Source organism: Stenotrophomonas sp. LM091 (assembly GCF_001806305.1).
In the GTDB taxonomy this organism is placed as follows: Bacteria; Pseudomonadota; Gammaproteobacteria; order Xanthomonadales; family Xanthomonadaceae; genus Stenotrophomonas; species Stenotrophomonas bentonitica_A.
This window is the reverse complement of record NZ_CP017483.1, coordinates 3,418,531-3,432,585: the sequence shown is the minus strand read 5'-3', so window position 1 is coordinate 3,432,585 and position 14,055 is coordinate 3,418,531. Positions and strand designations below refer to the sequence as shown.

10 protein-coding genes are annotated in these 14,055 nt (G+C 67.5%); 4 read left to right on the top strand and 6 right to left on the bottom strand.

The genetic code is table 11. The features are described from left to right. Positions 1-8 precede the first annotated feature (8 nt). From BIZ42_RS15125 to creB, 5 genes are all read right to left on the bottom strand, one after another. On the bottom strand, positions 9-1,595 hold the full coding sequence (locus BIZ42_RS15125) for a M20/M25/M40 family metallo-hydrolase (protein ID WP_070427558.1): 1,587 nt from the start codon (positions 1,593-1,595) through the stop codon (positions 9-11). A gap of 100 nt (positions 1,596-1,695) precedes the next feature. Further along, positions 1,696-2,127, bottom strand: coding sequence for a hypothetical protein (locus BIZ42_RS15120; protein WP_070427557.1), 432 nt, complete (start codon positions 2,125-2,127; stop codon positions 1,696-1,698). A 9-nt stretch (positions 2,128-2,136) separates the two neighbouring features. Next, positions 2,137-3,456: a cell envelope integrity protein CreD gene (gene creD / locus BIZ42_RS15115; protein ID WP_019184454.1), complete on the bottom strand. Its 1,320-nt coding sequence runs from the start codon at positions 3,454-3,456 to the stop codon at positions 2,137-2,139. A gap of 89 nt (positions 3,457-3,545) precedes the next feature. Beyond that, positions 3,546-5,003, bottom strand: a complete 1,458-nt coding sequence (creC, locus tag BIZ42_RS15110) for a two-component system sensor histidine kinase CreC (protein WP_070426903.1) — start codon at positions 5,001-5,003, stop codon at positions 3,546-3,548. A gap of 2 nt (positions 5,004-5,005) precedes the next feature. After that, on the bottom strand, positions 5,006-5,695 hold the full coding sequence (gene creB, locus BIZ42_RS15105; protein ID WP_070426902.1) for a two-component system response regulator CreB: 690 nt from the start codon (positions 5,693-5,695) through the stop codon (positions 5,006-5,008). A gap of 45 nt (positions 5,696-5,740) precedes the next feature. Here creB and rlmJ point away from each other — a divergent pair, with 45 nt between their 5' ends. The 4 genes from rlmJ (at position 5,741) to BIZ42_RS15085 (ending at position 11,734) form a co-directional block, all read left to right on the top strand. Further along, positions 5,741-6,598 carry a 23S rRNA (adenine(2030)-N(6))-methyltransferase RlmJ gene (gene rlmJ / locus BIZ42_RS15100; protein WP_019184457.1) on the top strand — a complete coding sequence of 286 codons (858 nt, stop codon included), beginning with the start codon at positions 5,741-5,743 and terminating at the stop codon, positions 6,596-6,598. A gap of 127 nt (positions 6,599-6,725) precedes the next feature. Then, a complete protein-coding gene (locus tag BIZ42_RS15095; RefSeq protein ID WP_019184458.1) occupies positions 6,726-7,271 on the top strand; it encodes a GNAT family N-acetyltransferase in 546 nt (181 codons plus the stop codon). 292 nt (positions 7,272-7,563) lie between these two features. After that, entirely contained in the window at positions 7,564-11,031 is a 3,468-nt protein-coding gene (mfd, locus tag BIZ42_RS15090) for a transcription-repair coupling factor (RefSeq protein WP_070426901.1), read from the top strand. Between the two features lie 106 nt (positions 11,032-11,137). Next, positions 11,138-11,734, top strand: a complete 597-nt coding sequence (locus tag BIZ42_RS15085) for an HD domain-containing phosphohydrolase (protein ID WP_070426900.1) — start codon at positions 11,138-11,140, stop codon at positions 11,732-11,734. Positions 11,735-11,820: 86 nt separating this feature from the next. On the opposite strand, the gene BIZ42_RS15080 is transcribed toward BIZ42_RS15085, so the two are convergent. After that, positions 11,821-13,914: a M13 family metallopeptidase gene (locus BIZ42_RS15080; protein WP_046272079.1), complete on the bottom strand. Its 2,094-nt coding sequence runs from the start codon at positions 13,912-13,914 to the stop codon at positions 11,821-11,823. Positions 13,915-14,055 lie beyond the last annotated feature (141 nt).

Below are 14,055 nucleotides of genomic sequence, written 5' to 3'. Positions count from 1 at the left end.
ACCGTGCCTCAGGGGGTCAGCAACGGCTTGCGCGGCAGCTTTTCATCGCGCATCGCCGCGTTGTAGACGAACGAAGCCACGATGGCGGCGGCCTGCTTCAGGTCTTCCGGCTCGGCGTGGTCCCAGGTATCCAGGTTGCTGTGGTGGACGTTGGTGAAGTAGTCCAGCCGGTCCTGGATGAACTGGAATCCGGGCAGGCCCACGCGGTCGAATGCGATGTGGTCGGTGCTGCCGGTGTTGCGGGTCGCCACGGTAGTCGCGCCCACGTCATGGAACGGGGCCAGCCACGCTTCGAAGATCGGCACCGCGGCCAGGTTCTCCTGCGCGTAGATGCCGCGGAAGCGGCCCGAGCCGTTGTCCATGTTGAAGTACGCCGAGAACTTGTCGTAATCGCGCTGGCGCTGCAGGGCACCGGTCGGCTCACGCATCGAGGCCGGCAGCTTGAGCTGCGCCGGGTCGGTCGGTTCGGGGTAGCGCGCGAAGTGCCTGGACACGTAATCCTGCGAGCCGATCAGGCCCTGCTCCTCGCCACTCCACAGCGCCACGCGGATGGTGCGCTTGGGCTTGGCACCCACCGCCTTGAGGATGCGCATGGCTTCCATCATCACCGCCACGCCGGCGGCATTGTCGGCTGCGCCGGTGCCGGTGTGCCAGGAATCCATGTGCGCGCCCAACATGACGATCTCGTCCGCCTTGCCGCTGCCGCGGATTTCGGCCAGCGTGTTGTAGCCGGGCTTGTCCTGCTCGTCGGTAAAGCGGGCCTCGACATTCACCCGCAGCTTGACCGCCTGCTTCTGGTCCACCGCGCGCACCAGCTGGTTGTAGTGCTCGGCCATCATCGCCAGCTCGGGCACACCGACCGGTTCACCGGCCTTGCGCGAGCCGCCGCCACCGACACGGATGATGCCGTTGTCCCAGCCGCTGATGCTGATCGTGGCCAGCACGCCCTGCTCGGCGAAGAACGCATTGGTGGCGCGGGTCAGCTCCTGCTTTTCAAGGTATTCCTTGGCCTTCTTGGCACGGTCGGCCTTGGCATCGGCGACGTCCTTGGGCACCGCGAAGACCTGCAGCTCGGCCAGGCCGGCGTCGTCGTGGCGGTGCGAATCGGACGTGGTGGCCCGCTCGTAATCGCGTGCATCGTTGAGCAGCAGGATCTTGCCGGCGAGCTTGCCCTTGTACTGATCCAGGTCGGCCAGCTTCTTGATCTCGACCTTGATCACCTCGCCTTCCACGGGGCCGTTGGTGCCCGGGGTCCAGGCCTTCGGCAGCGCATACAGCGGCGCCACGCGCGGGCTCAGCAGTTCCACGCTGGCGTTGCTGAACTCCCAGCCGCGGCCGAATGCATCGAAGGCCTCGTCATGCACATTGACCAGGCCCCACTCGTTGAACTTGCTGCGGGTCCAGGTATTGGCCTCGCCCATGGCCGGGGAATTGGTCAGGCGCGGACCGATCTGCTCGGTCAGATGGCTGAAGGTCGCCATCACCTGCGACCGGTGGAAGGCTTCCTGGCGGATGCGGCTGACCATGTCCAGGTCCACCGTTTCCTTCGTCTGTGCACCGGCGACGCCGCTCAGTGCCAATGCCACGCTCAACATGCCCCACTTGAACACGATTACCCCCGCCTCTCGGCCAGACCACGAACAATCCCCGAGTCTATCGAGCACCGGCCCGGTGCCCCCGGGCCAAGAGTCATGGTCATTCCATCCAGCCGTACCAGAGCTGGCTGCGGGTGGGCAGCACCAGCAGCCAGCGGCTGCGGTCCACCGAGGCGCTGGCGTAGACCGGCGCATGCAACGGCCAGTCATCCGGCAGCCCGCGGATGCCGATCTCGCGCAGGGCCTGCGCGCCTTCGCGCCACGGCCGGTACGCGCCACACCAGTGCGGGATCGGCAGGCGCCCACGCGCCTGCCGTGCCTGTTCCAGGAAGCCAAGCCCGTATGCGGCGATGGCCGCGCAGGTGGCCGGCGCCAGGCCGAAGCGCACCAGCCCCGGCGCTCCCTGCACGCCGGGCAGCGCCATCAACGGTGAGGGCCAGCCCGAAGCCTCCCCCTCCAGGAGCGAGGCCACCTCCAGCCGGGCGGGGAGCGCCCGGCGCACACGTTCGTGCAGACAGCGATGCAGGCTCATCATCGTTGCTCAGCTCAGGCGTGCGCCGAGTTCGTACCAATCCACCCGGCGGGTCACCCACATCACCGCGGCCAGCACGCCGAACAACAGCAGCGAGCCCATCAGCAGCGCGTTGTTCTCCGAGATCAGCAGGCCATACAGCGCGCCGTACAGGGCGCTGAGCATCACCGCAAACCCCAGGCCGCGTTGCCAGCTCTTCAGTACGCCGGACAGATACACGGTCTGGATGCCGATGCATGCCAGAGCCGAGAGCGCGTAGGCCTGCCAGAACGCGATGTGCTCGGAGAGGCTGAGCAGCAGCAGGAAGAAGATCGCCAGCGCCAGGCCCACCATCAGGTACTGCAGCGGGTGGATGCGCAGCTGCTTGATCAGCTCGAACAGGATGAAGCCGACGAAGGTGAGCAGGATGAAGAGGATGCCGTACTTGCTGGCACGATCAGCCTGGGTATACACGTCGACCGGATTGACCAGCTCCACGCTTACGGCCTCGGCATCGATGTCCGGGCGGTTGCGCAGCTGGTGCTGGGCGCGCGACGCCAGCGAGGACACCGCCCACTGTGCATCGAAGCCCTGTGCATCCACCTTGCGCTCGTTGGGCAGGAAGCTGCCACCGAAGAGCGGATGCGGCCACGGCGAGCGCAGCGCGATGCGGCTGTCATCGCCCACCGGCACCACCGACAGCGAGCGCGTGCCATCCAGCACCAGCTCCAGCTCGACCTTGCTGCCCTTGAGCACGCCACCGCGCTCATCCTCCAGGCCCGGCAGGCCGACGTGCAGGCCAGTGCCGATGCCACTGACGCCGCCAGCGTCGGGCAGCAGCGCCAAGGCCGAGCCATCCACACGCAGGTTCGGCGAGCCGACCAGACCGCGCACGTCGGCGATGCCCACGGTCAGGAACGGGGCGCCATACACGCGGCCGGCCTTCACGGGATAGTCGTCATCGGCGAACTCGGCGCTGATCGTCGCCTTCCAGCTGTAGACCGGCACGCGGAACAGGCCGACGCGGCGCTCGTCCGGCTGCATCACGCCGTCCACCTTGAGCGTGGCCGGCATCTGCAGCCACTGCCCCTGCTCGACCTGTTTCTCCTTCTTCTTGGTGCCTGCCGCATCCACCACCTCGACCTCGCGGGTTTCGGTCCACGGCACCACCCGGATCGGGCCGGTCAGGATCTGCGCGCCGGCACGGCTCTGCGCCACGCGCTGGTAAGCCTCGTCGCGGTAGGCCTCGCGCTCGCGGATCACGCCCTTGATCAGGCTCAGCGGAATCAGCAGCAACAGGATCAGTCCGCCCACGATGGCGAACCGCAACAGCATCTTCAGGGATTTCATGACCCGTCCTCGGTTGGGAGGGGGCCAGCTTCCCGCGCGCCGGTGTGCGGGGTTTGTGCCGACGTTGAAGTCTGTGTGAAGTGGCGCGGTCAGCGCCGCGGCGGTACCGAGGGCAGCCGCGACGGCAGCCACAGCACCGCCTGCGCGCCGCCCTGCTCGCGGTTGCGCAGGCTGATGCGCCCGCCGTGCAGGCGCGCCACTTCCTGCACGAAGGACAGCCCGAGGCCGGAGCTGCGCTGGCCGGTGCCCGGGCGCGCCAGCGAATAGAAGCGCTCGAACACGCGGTCGAGCGCATAGTCGGGCACGCCACTGCCGTGGTCGGCCACGGTCAGGGCGAGGCCATCGTCTTCTGCATGGGCGCCAACCGTGATGACCGTGCCGGCCGGTGAGAAGGCCACCGCGTTCTCCAGCAGATTGTTCAGTGCCTGGCGCAGCAGATAGCCATCGCCCTGGATGCTTTCGGCCCCGGCTTCCACCCGGATCGCTACGCCGGCCGCCTGCGCACGCACCGCCACCGCATCGGCCGCGGCCTGCAGCAAGGGCGCCAACGCAAGGCGCTCACGCTTCTGCAGCCAGCCGTACTGCTCCACCTCGGCCAGCGCCAGCAGCTTGTCGATGGTTTCGGTGAGGCGCTGCGCCTGGCTTTCGATGCTGCGGGCGAAATGCGCGCGGTCGGCATCCGGCAGCGGCTCCTGCAGCAGCTCGGCCGCGCCGCGGATGGCCGCCAGCGGGCTCTTCATCTCATGCGTCAGCGACTGCACGTACTGCTCGACGTAGGCCTTGCCCTCCAGCTTGCGGCGCATGGTTTCCAGGGCCTGGCCCAGATCGCCGATCTCATCGCGGCGCGGCTTCGGCGGCGGGACCGGTTCCCCGGCGCTGACGGCCTTGGCATAGCGGTTGAGCCGGTTCACCCCGTGCATCAGCCACGCCGTCATCAGCAGGCCGATCAGCGCTGACAAGCCGATCAACCATGCACCACGCTTCATGATGGCGCGCTGGCTGGCCGCGATGAAGGGATCGATGCTGCGGTTTGGCTGGGCCAGGCTGAGGACGCCGATCAAGCGGCGGCCATCGGCGGGATCGAAGATCGGCGCGGCCACGTGCATCACCGAGTGGGTATCGTCGCCGGGGGTTTCCGGGCTGGACCGCGCACCGTACTCGCCGCGCAGGGTGCGATAGACATCGTTCCAGCGCGAGTTGTCGCGGCCGACATCGCGGCCGGTCGAGTCATACACCACGATGCCCTTGGCATCGGTGATGGTGACCTGGTAATCCAGCGTGCGCTTGGGAAAGCGCCATACCATCGCCTTGGGGTCGCGTCGCTGCGCACGCGCCAGGTCGGCGACGAAGCGGCCGTCGCGGATGTGCCCGGCCTTGAGATCGGCCGCCGCCATTTCCGCCAGCACGTTGGCCGCATCGACCAGGGTCGACTCCATCGCCTGGCGCACGCCCGGCTTCACTTCGTTGACGAAGATGCGCATCACGAAGAACGCGGCGATGCCCACGATCAGGAAGAAGCCCAGGAACAGTTTCAGGCCCAGCCGCATGCCTACACCTCCAGTGCGTAGCCCAGGCCACGGTGGGTGCGGATCGGGTCGGTCTCGGCACCGGCGGCACGCAGCTTGGCGCGCAGGGTCTTGACGTGGGTATCGACGGTCCGGTCGGCACTGTCGGCGTCGCTGTCCCAGCCACGGTCCATCAACTGGGCGCGGCTGAGGATCGCGCCGGGTCGCTGCAGCAGGGCGGCCATCAGCGCGTATTCGTAGCGGGTCAGGTCCAGCGGCTGGTCGCCGAACCGGATCCGGCTGCCCTCGCGGTCGATCGCAAAGCGGCCGTGCTGCTGCCAGCCCGACGTCTCGGCGGGGGCCACGGCACGGCGCAGGCGCGCGCGCACCCGTGCCACCAGCTCACGTGGCGAGAAGGGCTTGGCCATGTAGTCATCCGCACCCAGTTCCAGGCCGAGCACGCGATCGAACTCGTCGTTGCGGGCGGTCAGGAAGATCACCGGCACCTCGCTGAAGGTACGCAGGGTGCGGCAGACCTCGAAGCCACTCATGTCCGGCAGGCCGACATCCAGCACCACCACGTCGAAGGCGTGCTGGCGCAGGCGGGCCAGCGCCTGCCCGCCGAGCAGGCAGTGCTCGGCGCCGTAGCCTTCGCTGCGCAGCGCATACAGGACGGTGTCGGCGATGGCGGTTTCGTCCTCGACCACCAGGACGTTGTGCAGGGGGTGGCTCATGCGCGCAGCATAGCCGCTGGGCCCGCCGCCCCGTACACTGCGCCGATGAATTACCGCCACGCCTTCCATGCCGGCAACCATGCCGATGTGCTCAAGCACATCGTGCAGCTTGCCCTGCTCGACACCTTCAAGCGCAAGGACAGCCCGTTCTTCGTGCTGGACACCCACGGCGGCGCTGGCCGCTACCTGCTGGCCAGCGAGGAAAGCCGCAAGACGCTGGAGGCCGAAGACGGCGTGATGCGCCTGATGGCCCAGCCCCAGCTGCCGGCCGTGGTCGAGCGCTACCTCAAGGCAGTCCAGGCCGACAACCCGGTCGGGGCGATGATCAGCTATCCCGGCTCGCCCCTGTTGACCGCCCAGACCCTGCGCGAGCAGGACCGCATGGCCGTCTGCGAAGTGCAGGATGCGGAGGCCGCGGCGCTGAAGGCACTGTTCGCCCATGACAGCCGGGTCGGCGTGTACCACGCCGATGGCTATGCCCAGAACAAGAAACTGCTGCCGCCCAAGGCCAACGGTGTGAAGATCGGCCGCGGGCTGGTCCTGATCGACCCGCCTTACGAAGGGCAGGACGCCGAGTACCAGGCCATCCTGGCCTCGGTGACCGAGATCCTGGGGCGCTGGCCGCAGGCCAGCTTCGCGATCTGGTTCCCGATCAAGCAGCGCCGGACGATCCTGCATTTCCTGCGCAAGGCCTGCGCCCTGCCGGTGAAATCGGTGCTGACCGCCGAGCTGCTGATCCGCCCGGACGACTCCCCGCTGCGGCTCAACGGCAGCGGCATGCTGCTGCTCAACCCGCCGTGGCAGTTCGACCAGGTGCTGGCCCCGGCGATGCCGGCGCTCAAGCAGCACCTGGGCGAGGCAGGCGCCTCGACCCGCCTGCAGTGGCTCAAGCAGGCCGAATGACCCCCTGAATCCCAGGCCGGCACCCCGGCCTGGCCGGCGCCTCCCGGCCGACACGGCGTGAGTGATCCGTTCACGGAACGCTGCCCCCGGGATGCGAGAATCCGAAGACCACCAAGGAATCACCGGTATGGCTACCCGTAACCGCATGCCGCCCTGGCACGAGATTTTCAAGGCACCCAGTGGCCACGAGCTGCTGATCCGCCCCATCCGGCCCGAAGACGGCCCGCCGCTGCATGCCGCGTTCAGTCTGTTCGGTCCCGAAGAGATCCGCGACCGTTTCCTGCAGTCGGTGACCGAACTGTCGCCGGAAACGACGCAGCGCCTGACCCATCCGAATCCCAAGAGCGAAATCACCCTGGTCGCGGCCGAGTCCCTGCCCGCCGGTGAAGCCGTGGTGGGTGCGGTTGCGCGCGCCTCGATCATTCCCGGCACCCGCGAAGCCGAGTACGCGATCCTGGTCAGCCGCTTCCTGGTCGGCCAGGGCCTGGGCCGCCAGCTGATGCGCAAACTGGTCAAATGGGCGCGCGGCAAGTACCTGGATCGCCTGTACGGCGATGTCGCCGAAGAGAACGAGCCGATGAAGCAGCTGGCCGCCTCGCTGGGCTTCCAGCCGATCCCCCACCCGAACGGCACCCCGGGCCTGGTGCGCATGGTGCTGGAACTGGACAGCTGAAACGGGGGCGCGTGTCCGCGCCCTGATCCTGCTCCTGATCCTGATCGGTAGAGCCGGCCGCTGGCCGGCTCGCGGACATCATGCATCGCCTGGAGCCGGCCAGCGGCCGGCACTACCGCACTACCGGCACGACCGGTACTACCGGTACTACCGGTACTACCGGTACTACCAGCACGACCGGCACGACCGGCACGGCCGGCACTATCAGCACGGCCGGCAACGGATCGTCCCTGCGCTTGCCGCCGCTGGATGACGCGGCCGCCACGTTGCGGTCTGCTAAAATCGACGGTTCATGTCACGCACCTCCTATCCCGCTCCGCCGCTGCCACGTCCTGGACAGCTCCGCGCCTGGTGGCGCGCTCCCGCTTCGGCGACAGCGCTGGCGTGGTACATCGCCCGCGCGGCACAGTCGCACGACGGGCCGTTGCTGGTGGTCGCGCGCGACAACCATGGCGCGAACCAGATCGAAGCCGACCTGCACACCCTGCTGGGCAGTGCTGGCGATGTGCCGATCGTGGCCTTCCCGGACTGGGAAACCCTGCCCTACGACGCCTTCAGCCCGCACCCGGACATCATTTCCCAGCGCCTGGCGGCGCTGCACGCCCTGCCCGCGCTCAAGCGCGGCATCGTCGTGGTGCCTGTGCAGACGCTGCTGCAGCAGTTGGCCCCGCTCAAGTACGTCATCGGCGGCAGCTTCGACCTGACGGTTGGGCAGCGGCTGGATCTGGATGCGGAAAAGCGCCGTCTGGAATCGGCCGGCTACCGCAACGTGCCGCAGGTGATGGACCCGGGTGATTTCGCCGTGCGTGGCGGCCTGCTGGATGTCTATCCGATGGGTGCCGATGCGCCGCTGCGGGTGGAACTGCTGGACGAAGACATCGATTCGATCCGCGCCTTCGATCCGGAATCGCAGCGTTCGCTGGACAAGGTCGAGGCCGTGCACATGCTGCCCGGCCGCGAAGTGCCGCTGGACGATCTCAGCGTCTCGCGGGTGCTTGCTACGCTGCGCGAACGCTTCGACGTGGACACCCGCCGCAGCGCGCTGTACCAGGATCTCAAGGCCGGCATCGCACCTGCCGGCATCGAGTATTACCTGCCGCTGTTCTTCGACCAGACCGCGACCCTGCTCGATTACCTGCAGCCCAACGTGCTGCCGGTGCTCGCGCCCAACGTGTTCGAGGCCGCTGCCGCTTTCTGGGCGCAGACCCAGAACCGCTACGAACAGCGCCGCCATGATGTGGAGCGCCCGCTGCTGGCCCCGGAAGAGCTGTACGCCAGCCCGGAACAACTGCGCGCCACGCTCAACGGGCTGGCCCGGGTGGAGGTCTGGCCGCCGGATCACGACCGCATCGCCGATGCGCAGCCGCTGGGCGACCAGCCGCTGCCTCCGCTGCCGGTCGCCGCGCGTGATGCGCCGGCCGGAGAAGCGCTCAAATCCTTCATCGGGCATTACCCGGGCCGGGTGCTGATCGCCGCCGATTCCGCCGGCCGCCGCGAGGCGCTGCTGGAAGTACTGCTCGCCGCGGAGCTGAAGCCGCCGGTGGTCGCCGACCTGCCCGGCTTCCTGGCCGATGACAGCGTGCGCTTCGGCATCACCGTGGCGCCGCTTGAAGACGGCTTCGCGCTGGAGAACCCGCCGATCGCGGTGCTCACCGAGCGCCAGCTGTTCCCGGAACGGGCCGGCCAGCAGCGCCGCAGCCGCCGCGCCGGGCGCGAGCCCGAGGCGATCATCCGCGACCTCGGCGAGCTGAGCGAAGGCTCGCCGATCGTGCATGAAGACCACGGTGTCGGCCGTTACCGCGGCCTGATCGTGCTCGATGCCGGCGGCATGCCCGGCGAGTTCCTGGAAATCGAATACGCCAAGGGCGACCGCCTGTACGTGCCGGTCGCCCAGCTGCACCTGATCAGCCGCTATTCCGGTGCCTCGCCGGAAACCGCTCCGCTGCATTCGCTCGGTGGCGAGCAGTGGACCAAGGCCAAGCGCAAGGCGGCCGAAAAGGTCCGCGACGTCGCCGCCGAACTGCTGGAAATCCAGGCACGTCGCCGTGCCCGTGCCGGCCTGGCGCTGCACGTGGACCGCGCGATGTACGAGCCGTTCGCGGCCGGGTTCCCGTTCGAGGAGACGCCCGACCAGCTCGCCGCGATCGACGCGACGCTGCGCGATCTGGCCAGCAGCCAGCCGATGGACCGCGTGGTCTGCGGCGACGTCGGCTTCGGCAAGACCGAAGTCGCCGTACGCGCCGCGTTCGCCGCGGCCAGTGCAGGCAAGCAGGTGGCCGTGCTGGTGCCGACCACGCTGCTGGCCGAACAGCATTACCGCAACTTCCGCGATCGTTTCGCCGATTGGCCGCTCAAGGTGGAGGTGCTGTCGCGCTTCAAATCCACCAAGGAGATCAAGGCCGAACTGGAGAAGGTCGCGGCCGGCACCATCGATGTGATCGTCGGTACGCACCGGCTGCTGCAGCCGGACGTGAAGTTCAAGGATCTGGGCCTGGTCATCGTCGATGAAGAGCAGCGCTTCGGTGTGCGCCAGAAGGAAGCGCTCAAAGCGATGCGCGCCAACGTGCACCTGCTCACGCTGACCGCCACGCCGATCCCGCGCACGCTCAACATGGCCATGGCCGGGCTGCGCGATCTGTCCATCATCGCCACGCCGCCGCCGAACCGCCTGGCGGTCAAGACCTTCATCACCGCCTGGGACAACGCGCTGCTGCGCGAGGCGTTCCAGCGCGAGCTGGCCCGTGGTGGCCAGCTGTACTTCCTGCACAACGACGTGGAGAGCATCGGCCGCATGCAGCGCGAGCTGGCCGAGCTGGTGCCCGAGGCCCGCATCGGCATCGCGCACGGGCAGATGCCCGAGCGCGAGCTGGAGCGGGTGATGCTCGACTTCCAGAAGCAGCGCTTCAACGTGCTGCTGTCGACCACGATCATCGAATCGGGCATCGACATCCCCAACGCCAACACCATCATCATCAACCGCGCCGACCGCTTCGGCCTGGCCCAGCTGCACCAGCTGCGCGGCCGTGTCGGGCGTTCGCACCACCGTGCCTACGCCTACCTGGTGGTGCCGGACAAGCGCGCGATGACGCCCGATGCCGAAAAGCGCCTGGAGGCGATCGCCTCGATGGACGAACTTGGCGCCGGCTTTACCCTGGCCACCCACGATCTTGAGATCCGCGGTGCGGGCGAACTGCTCGGCGAAGACCAGAGCGGGCAGATGGCCGAGGTCGGTTTCAGCCTGTACACCGAACTGCTCGAACGGGCGGTGCGCAGCATCCGCCTGGGCAAACTGCCGGACCTGGATGCGGGCGAAGAAGCGCGCGGTGCCGAGGTCGAACTGCATGTGCCGGCGTTGATCCCGGACGACTACCTGCCCGACGTGCACACCCGACTGACCCTGTACAAGCGCATCAGCAGCGCGCGCGACAACGGTGAGCTGCGCGAACTGCAGGTGGAGATGATCGACCGCTTCGGCCTGCTGCCGGACCCGGCCAAGCACCTTTTCGCCATCGCCGAACTCAAGCTGCAGGCCAACGTGCTGGGTATCCGCAAGCTGGAACTGGGCGAGAACGGTGGCCGCATCGTGTTCAATCCCAAGCCGGAGATCGACCCGATGGCGGTGATCCAGCTGATCCAGAAGCAGCCCAAGCTGTATACGATGGATGGGCCGGACAAGCTGCGCATCAAGCACCCGTTGCCGCTGCCTGAAGACCGCTTCAGTGCCGCCAAGGCATTGCTGCTGACCCTGTCCCCGCGCTGATTTCACGCCTGGCGCCGGTCGCCAGGCGGTATCTTTCCACCGGCACGGGCGGCATGCCGTCCTGCCAGGATGGCGGTCTTCCGGCCGCCCACCACCGGACGCCCCCATGTTCGACTCCCCCCGGTTCGACGCTGTCCATCCGCAGGCGTGTTCCATCGATGCCCTGTCGATGTCACTGCAGATGCGCGACCAGTACACCCGATTCCATTGCGACCGCGTCGGCCTGCTCGGCGAGCAGCTCGGCCGCCTGTGCGATCTGGATGACGCGCAGCGCGCACACCTGGCCCTGGCTGCGCGCTTCCACGACATCGGCAAGATCGGCATTCCGGACAATGTGCTGCTGCACCCGGCCCGGCTGGATGACGAACAGCGCGCGATCATGCGCACCCACCCCGAGCGCGGTGAACGCATCTTCGCCGCGACCGGGCGCAGCGACGCGGCCGAGGTGGCGCGGCTGATCCGCGCACACCACGAGGCCTTCGACGGCGGCGGGTATCCGGATGGGCTCAAAGGCAGCGCGATCCCGCTGGGTGCACGCGTGCTGACCATCGTCGATGGCTACGACGCGATGACCAGCGCCCGCCCGTATCGCGGGCCGATGCCGCATGCCAAGGCGATGGGCATTCTTGCCGACCAGCAGGGCGGTCTGATCGACCCGGAAGTGTTCGGCCTGTTCACCCGGATGATGGCCGCCACTACGTAGTCTCCGCCTGGGTTTGGCGCGAGCGTGCGGGAAAAGAAAAACCCGGCTTTCGCCGGGTTTTTCATGTCTCACTCAACCGCGTGCGATCACCAGATCACAACGCGCTTGTCGTCGGCCCGCACCATCGCATCGCCGGCCTTGCACTCGAACGCCTGCGCGTACGCCGGCATGTTCGACGGCGCACCGTTGGCACGGAAGTTGGCCGGGGCGTGCGGATCGGTGTTCAGGCGCACGCGCAGTTCGCCTTCATTGAAGTTGCGGCGCCACACGGTGGCCCAGTTCATGAAGAAGCGCTGGTCCTGCGAATAGCCGTCGACCTCGACGTTGGCCTTGGGATCTTCCTTCAGCGCCATCTGCAGCGCGTCGTACGCCACGGTCAGGCCACCCAGGTCGCCGATGTTCTCGCCCAGGGTCAGCTTGCCCTTCACGTTCACGCCCGGCAGCGACTCATAGCCGTCGAACTGCGCGACCAACTGGTCGGTGCGCTGGGTGAAGGCGGCACGGTCGCTGTCGGTCCACCAGTTGTCGAAGTTGCCGTTGGCGGCGAACTGGCTGCCCGAATCGTCGTAGCCGTGCATCATCTCGTGGCCGATGACCGCACCGATGCCGCCGTAGTTCAGCGCCGGATCGGCCTTGGCGTCGAAGAACGGCGCCTGCAGGATCGCCGCCGGGAACACGATCTCGTTCTTGGTGGCGTTGTAGTAGGCGTTGACGGTCTGCGGGGTCATGCCCCACTCGGTCTTGTCCACCGGCTTGCCGATCTTGTTGAGCATGTAGCGGTAGTTGAACGTGCGCGCGGCCTGCATGTTGCCCAGGTAGCTGTCGCCGTTGGTTTCCAGGCCCGACCAGTCACGCCACTTGTCCGGGTAGCCGATCTTCGGGGTGAAGCTGGCCCACTTCTCCAGCGCCTTCTTGCGGGTGTCTTCGCTCATCCACTCCAGCTTCTCCAGGCGCGCCTTCAGCGCCACCGAGAGGTTCTCCACCAGGTGCTGCATCTGCACCTTGGAGTCGGCCGGGAACACGGCGTCGACATACATCTGGCCCAGGCCTTCGCCGATGGCGCCATTGACCGACTCCAGCACGCGCTTCCAGCGCGGCTGCATTTCCTTCTGGCCACGCAGGGTGGTGCTGTAGAAATCGAAGTTGGCCTTTTCGAAGGCGCTGCTCAGGTACGGCGCAGCGTCATCGATGGTGTGGAAGCGCAGGTACGCCTGCCAGGTGGCCGCCGGCACGTCGGCCAGCATCTTGTCCACTTCACCGAAGAAGCCCGGCTGGGCCATCGAGAACTTCTGCGCGGCCGGCACCTTCAGGGTGTCGAACAGCGCGGTCCAGCTGAAGTTCGGGGTCAGCTTGTCCGCGTCCGCGGCGCTGACCGGGTTGTAGCGCTTGGCCGGGTCACGCATTTCGATGCGCGACATCGAGGCCTTGGCCAGGCGCGTCTCGAAGTCCATCACGGCCTTGGCCTGGGTCTTGGCCTGCTCGGCATCGACGCCGGACAGGGTCAGCACCTGGGCGATGTAGGCAACGTACGCATCGCGGATCTTGGCCTGCGAATCGTCGAAGTAATAGCCCTTCTCCGGCAGGCCGAGGCCGCCCTGGCCGACATAGGCGATGACGTTGGCCGAGTCCTTGTAATCGGCGTTGGCGAACAGCGAGAACAGCACGCCCTGGCCCACCGCCTGGCTGTCGCGCAGGTACTGGGTGATGGCGGCGGTGTCGTTCAGCGCGGCGATCTTGTCCAGCTGCGGCTGCAACGGGGTGATGCCGGCGGCCTCGATCTTGGCTTCGTCCGAACCGGTCTTCCAGATGTCACCGATCTTGGCTTCCACCGTGCCGGCCTTGGCCTGGCTGGCGGCAGCCTGCTGGACCAGCGCGTGCTGCACTTCCAGCGAGCGCTCGCGCAGGATTTCGAAGCTGCCCCAGGTGGTCTGGTCGTTCGGGACCGGGTTGGCCTTGAGCCACTTGCTGTTCACGAACCCGTTGAGGTCGGTACAGGCGGCGATGGCGGTGTCCAGATCGGCATTGTTGAGCGAGATCAGCGCGGTCTTGATCTGCGACTGATCGAATGCCGGCTTGGCATCGGCAGTGGCGGCAGGCGCGGTATCGGTCTTGCCACAGGACGCCAGCGACACGGCGATGGCGGCGGTCAGGCCCAGCGGGACCAGCTTGGAAAACTTCATTCGACTCTCCGGCTACAGATGGATGCATCGCCCGGATCACGGGCAATCGGGCAGCGTAGCGCGGGAGGGGCCGGGACGGACCGGCCAAAGGTCACACCATCGCGCAGCGGTAGCCACCCCATGGGTGGCTGCAGGACGCCG

Bases quoted from the DNA above. Each gene is read 5' to 3' on its own strand.
- BIZ42_RS15125 (WP_070427558.1), bottom strand. From the start codon at position 1,595: ATGTTGAGCGTGGCATTGGCACTGAGCGGCGTCGCCGGTGCACAGACG.
- BIZ42_RS15120 (WP_070427557.1), bottom strand. From the start codon at position 2,127: ATGAGCCTGCATCGCTGTCTGCACGAACGTGTGCGCCGGGCGCTCCCC.
- creD (WP_019184454.1), bottom strand. From the start codon at position 3,456: ATGAAATCCCTGAAGATGCTGTTGCGGTTCGCCATCGTGGGCGGACTG.
- creC (WP_070426903.1), bottom strand. From the start codon at position 5,003: ATGCGGCTGGGCCTGAAACTGTTCCTGGGCTTCTTCCTGATCGTGGGC.
- creB (WP_070426902.1), bottom strand. From the start codon at position 5,695: ATGAGCCACCCCCTGCACAACGTCCTGGTGGTCGAGGACGAAACCGCC.
- rlmJ (WP_019184457.1), top strand. From the start codon at position 5,741: ATGAATTACCGCCACGCCTTCCATGCCGGCAACCATGCCGATGTGCTC.
- BIZ42_RS15095 (WP_019184458.1), top strand. From the start codon at position 6,726: ATGGCTACCCGTAACCGCATGCCGCCCTGGCACGAGATTTTCAAGGCA.
- mfd (WP_070426901.1), top strand. From the start codon at position 7,564: ATGTCACGCACCTCCTATCCCGCTCCGCCGCTGCCACGTCCTGGACAG.
- BIZ42_RS15085 (WP_070426900.1), top strand. From the start codon at position 11,138: ATGTTCGACTCCCCCCGGTTCGACGCTGTCCATCCGCAGGCGTGTTCC.
- BIZ42_RS15080 (WP_046272079.1), bottom strand. From the start codon at position 13,914: ATGAAGTTTTCCAAGCTGGTCCCGCTGGGCCTGACCGCCGCCATCGCC.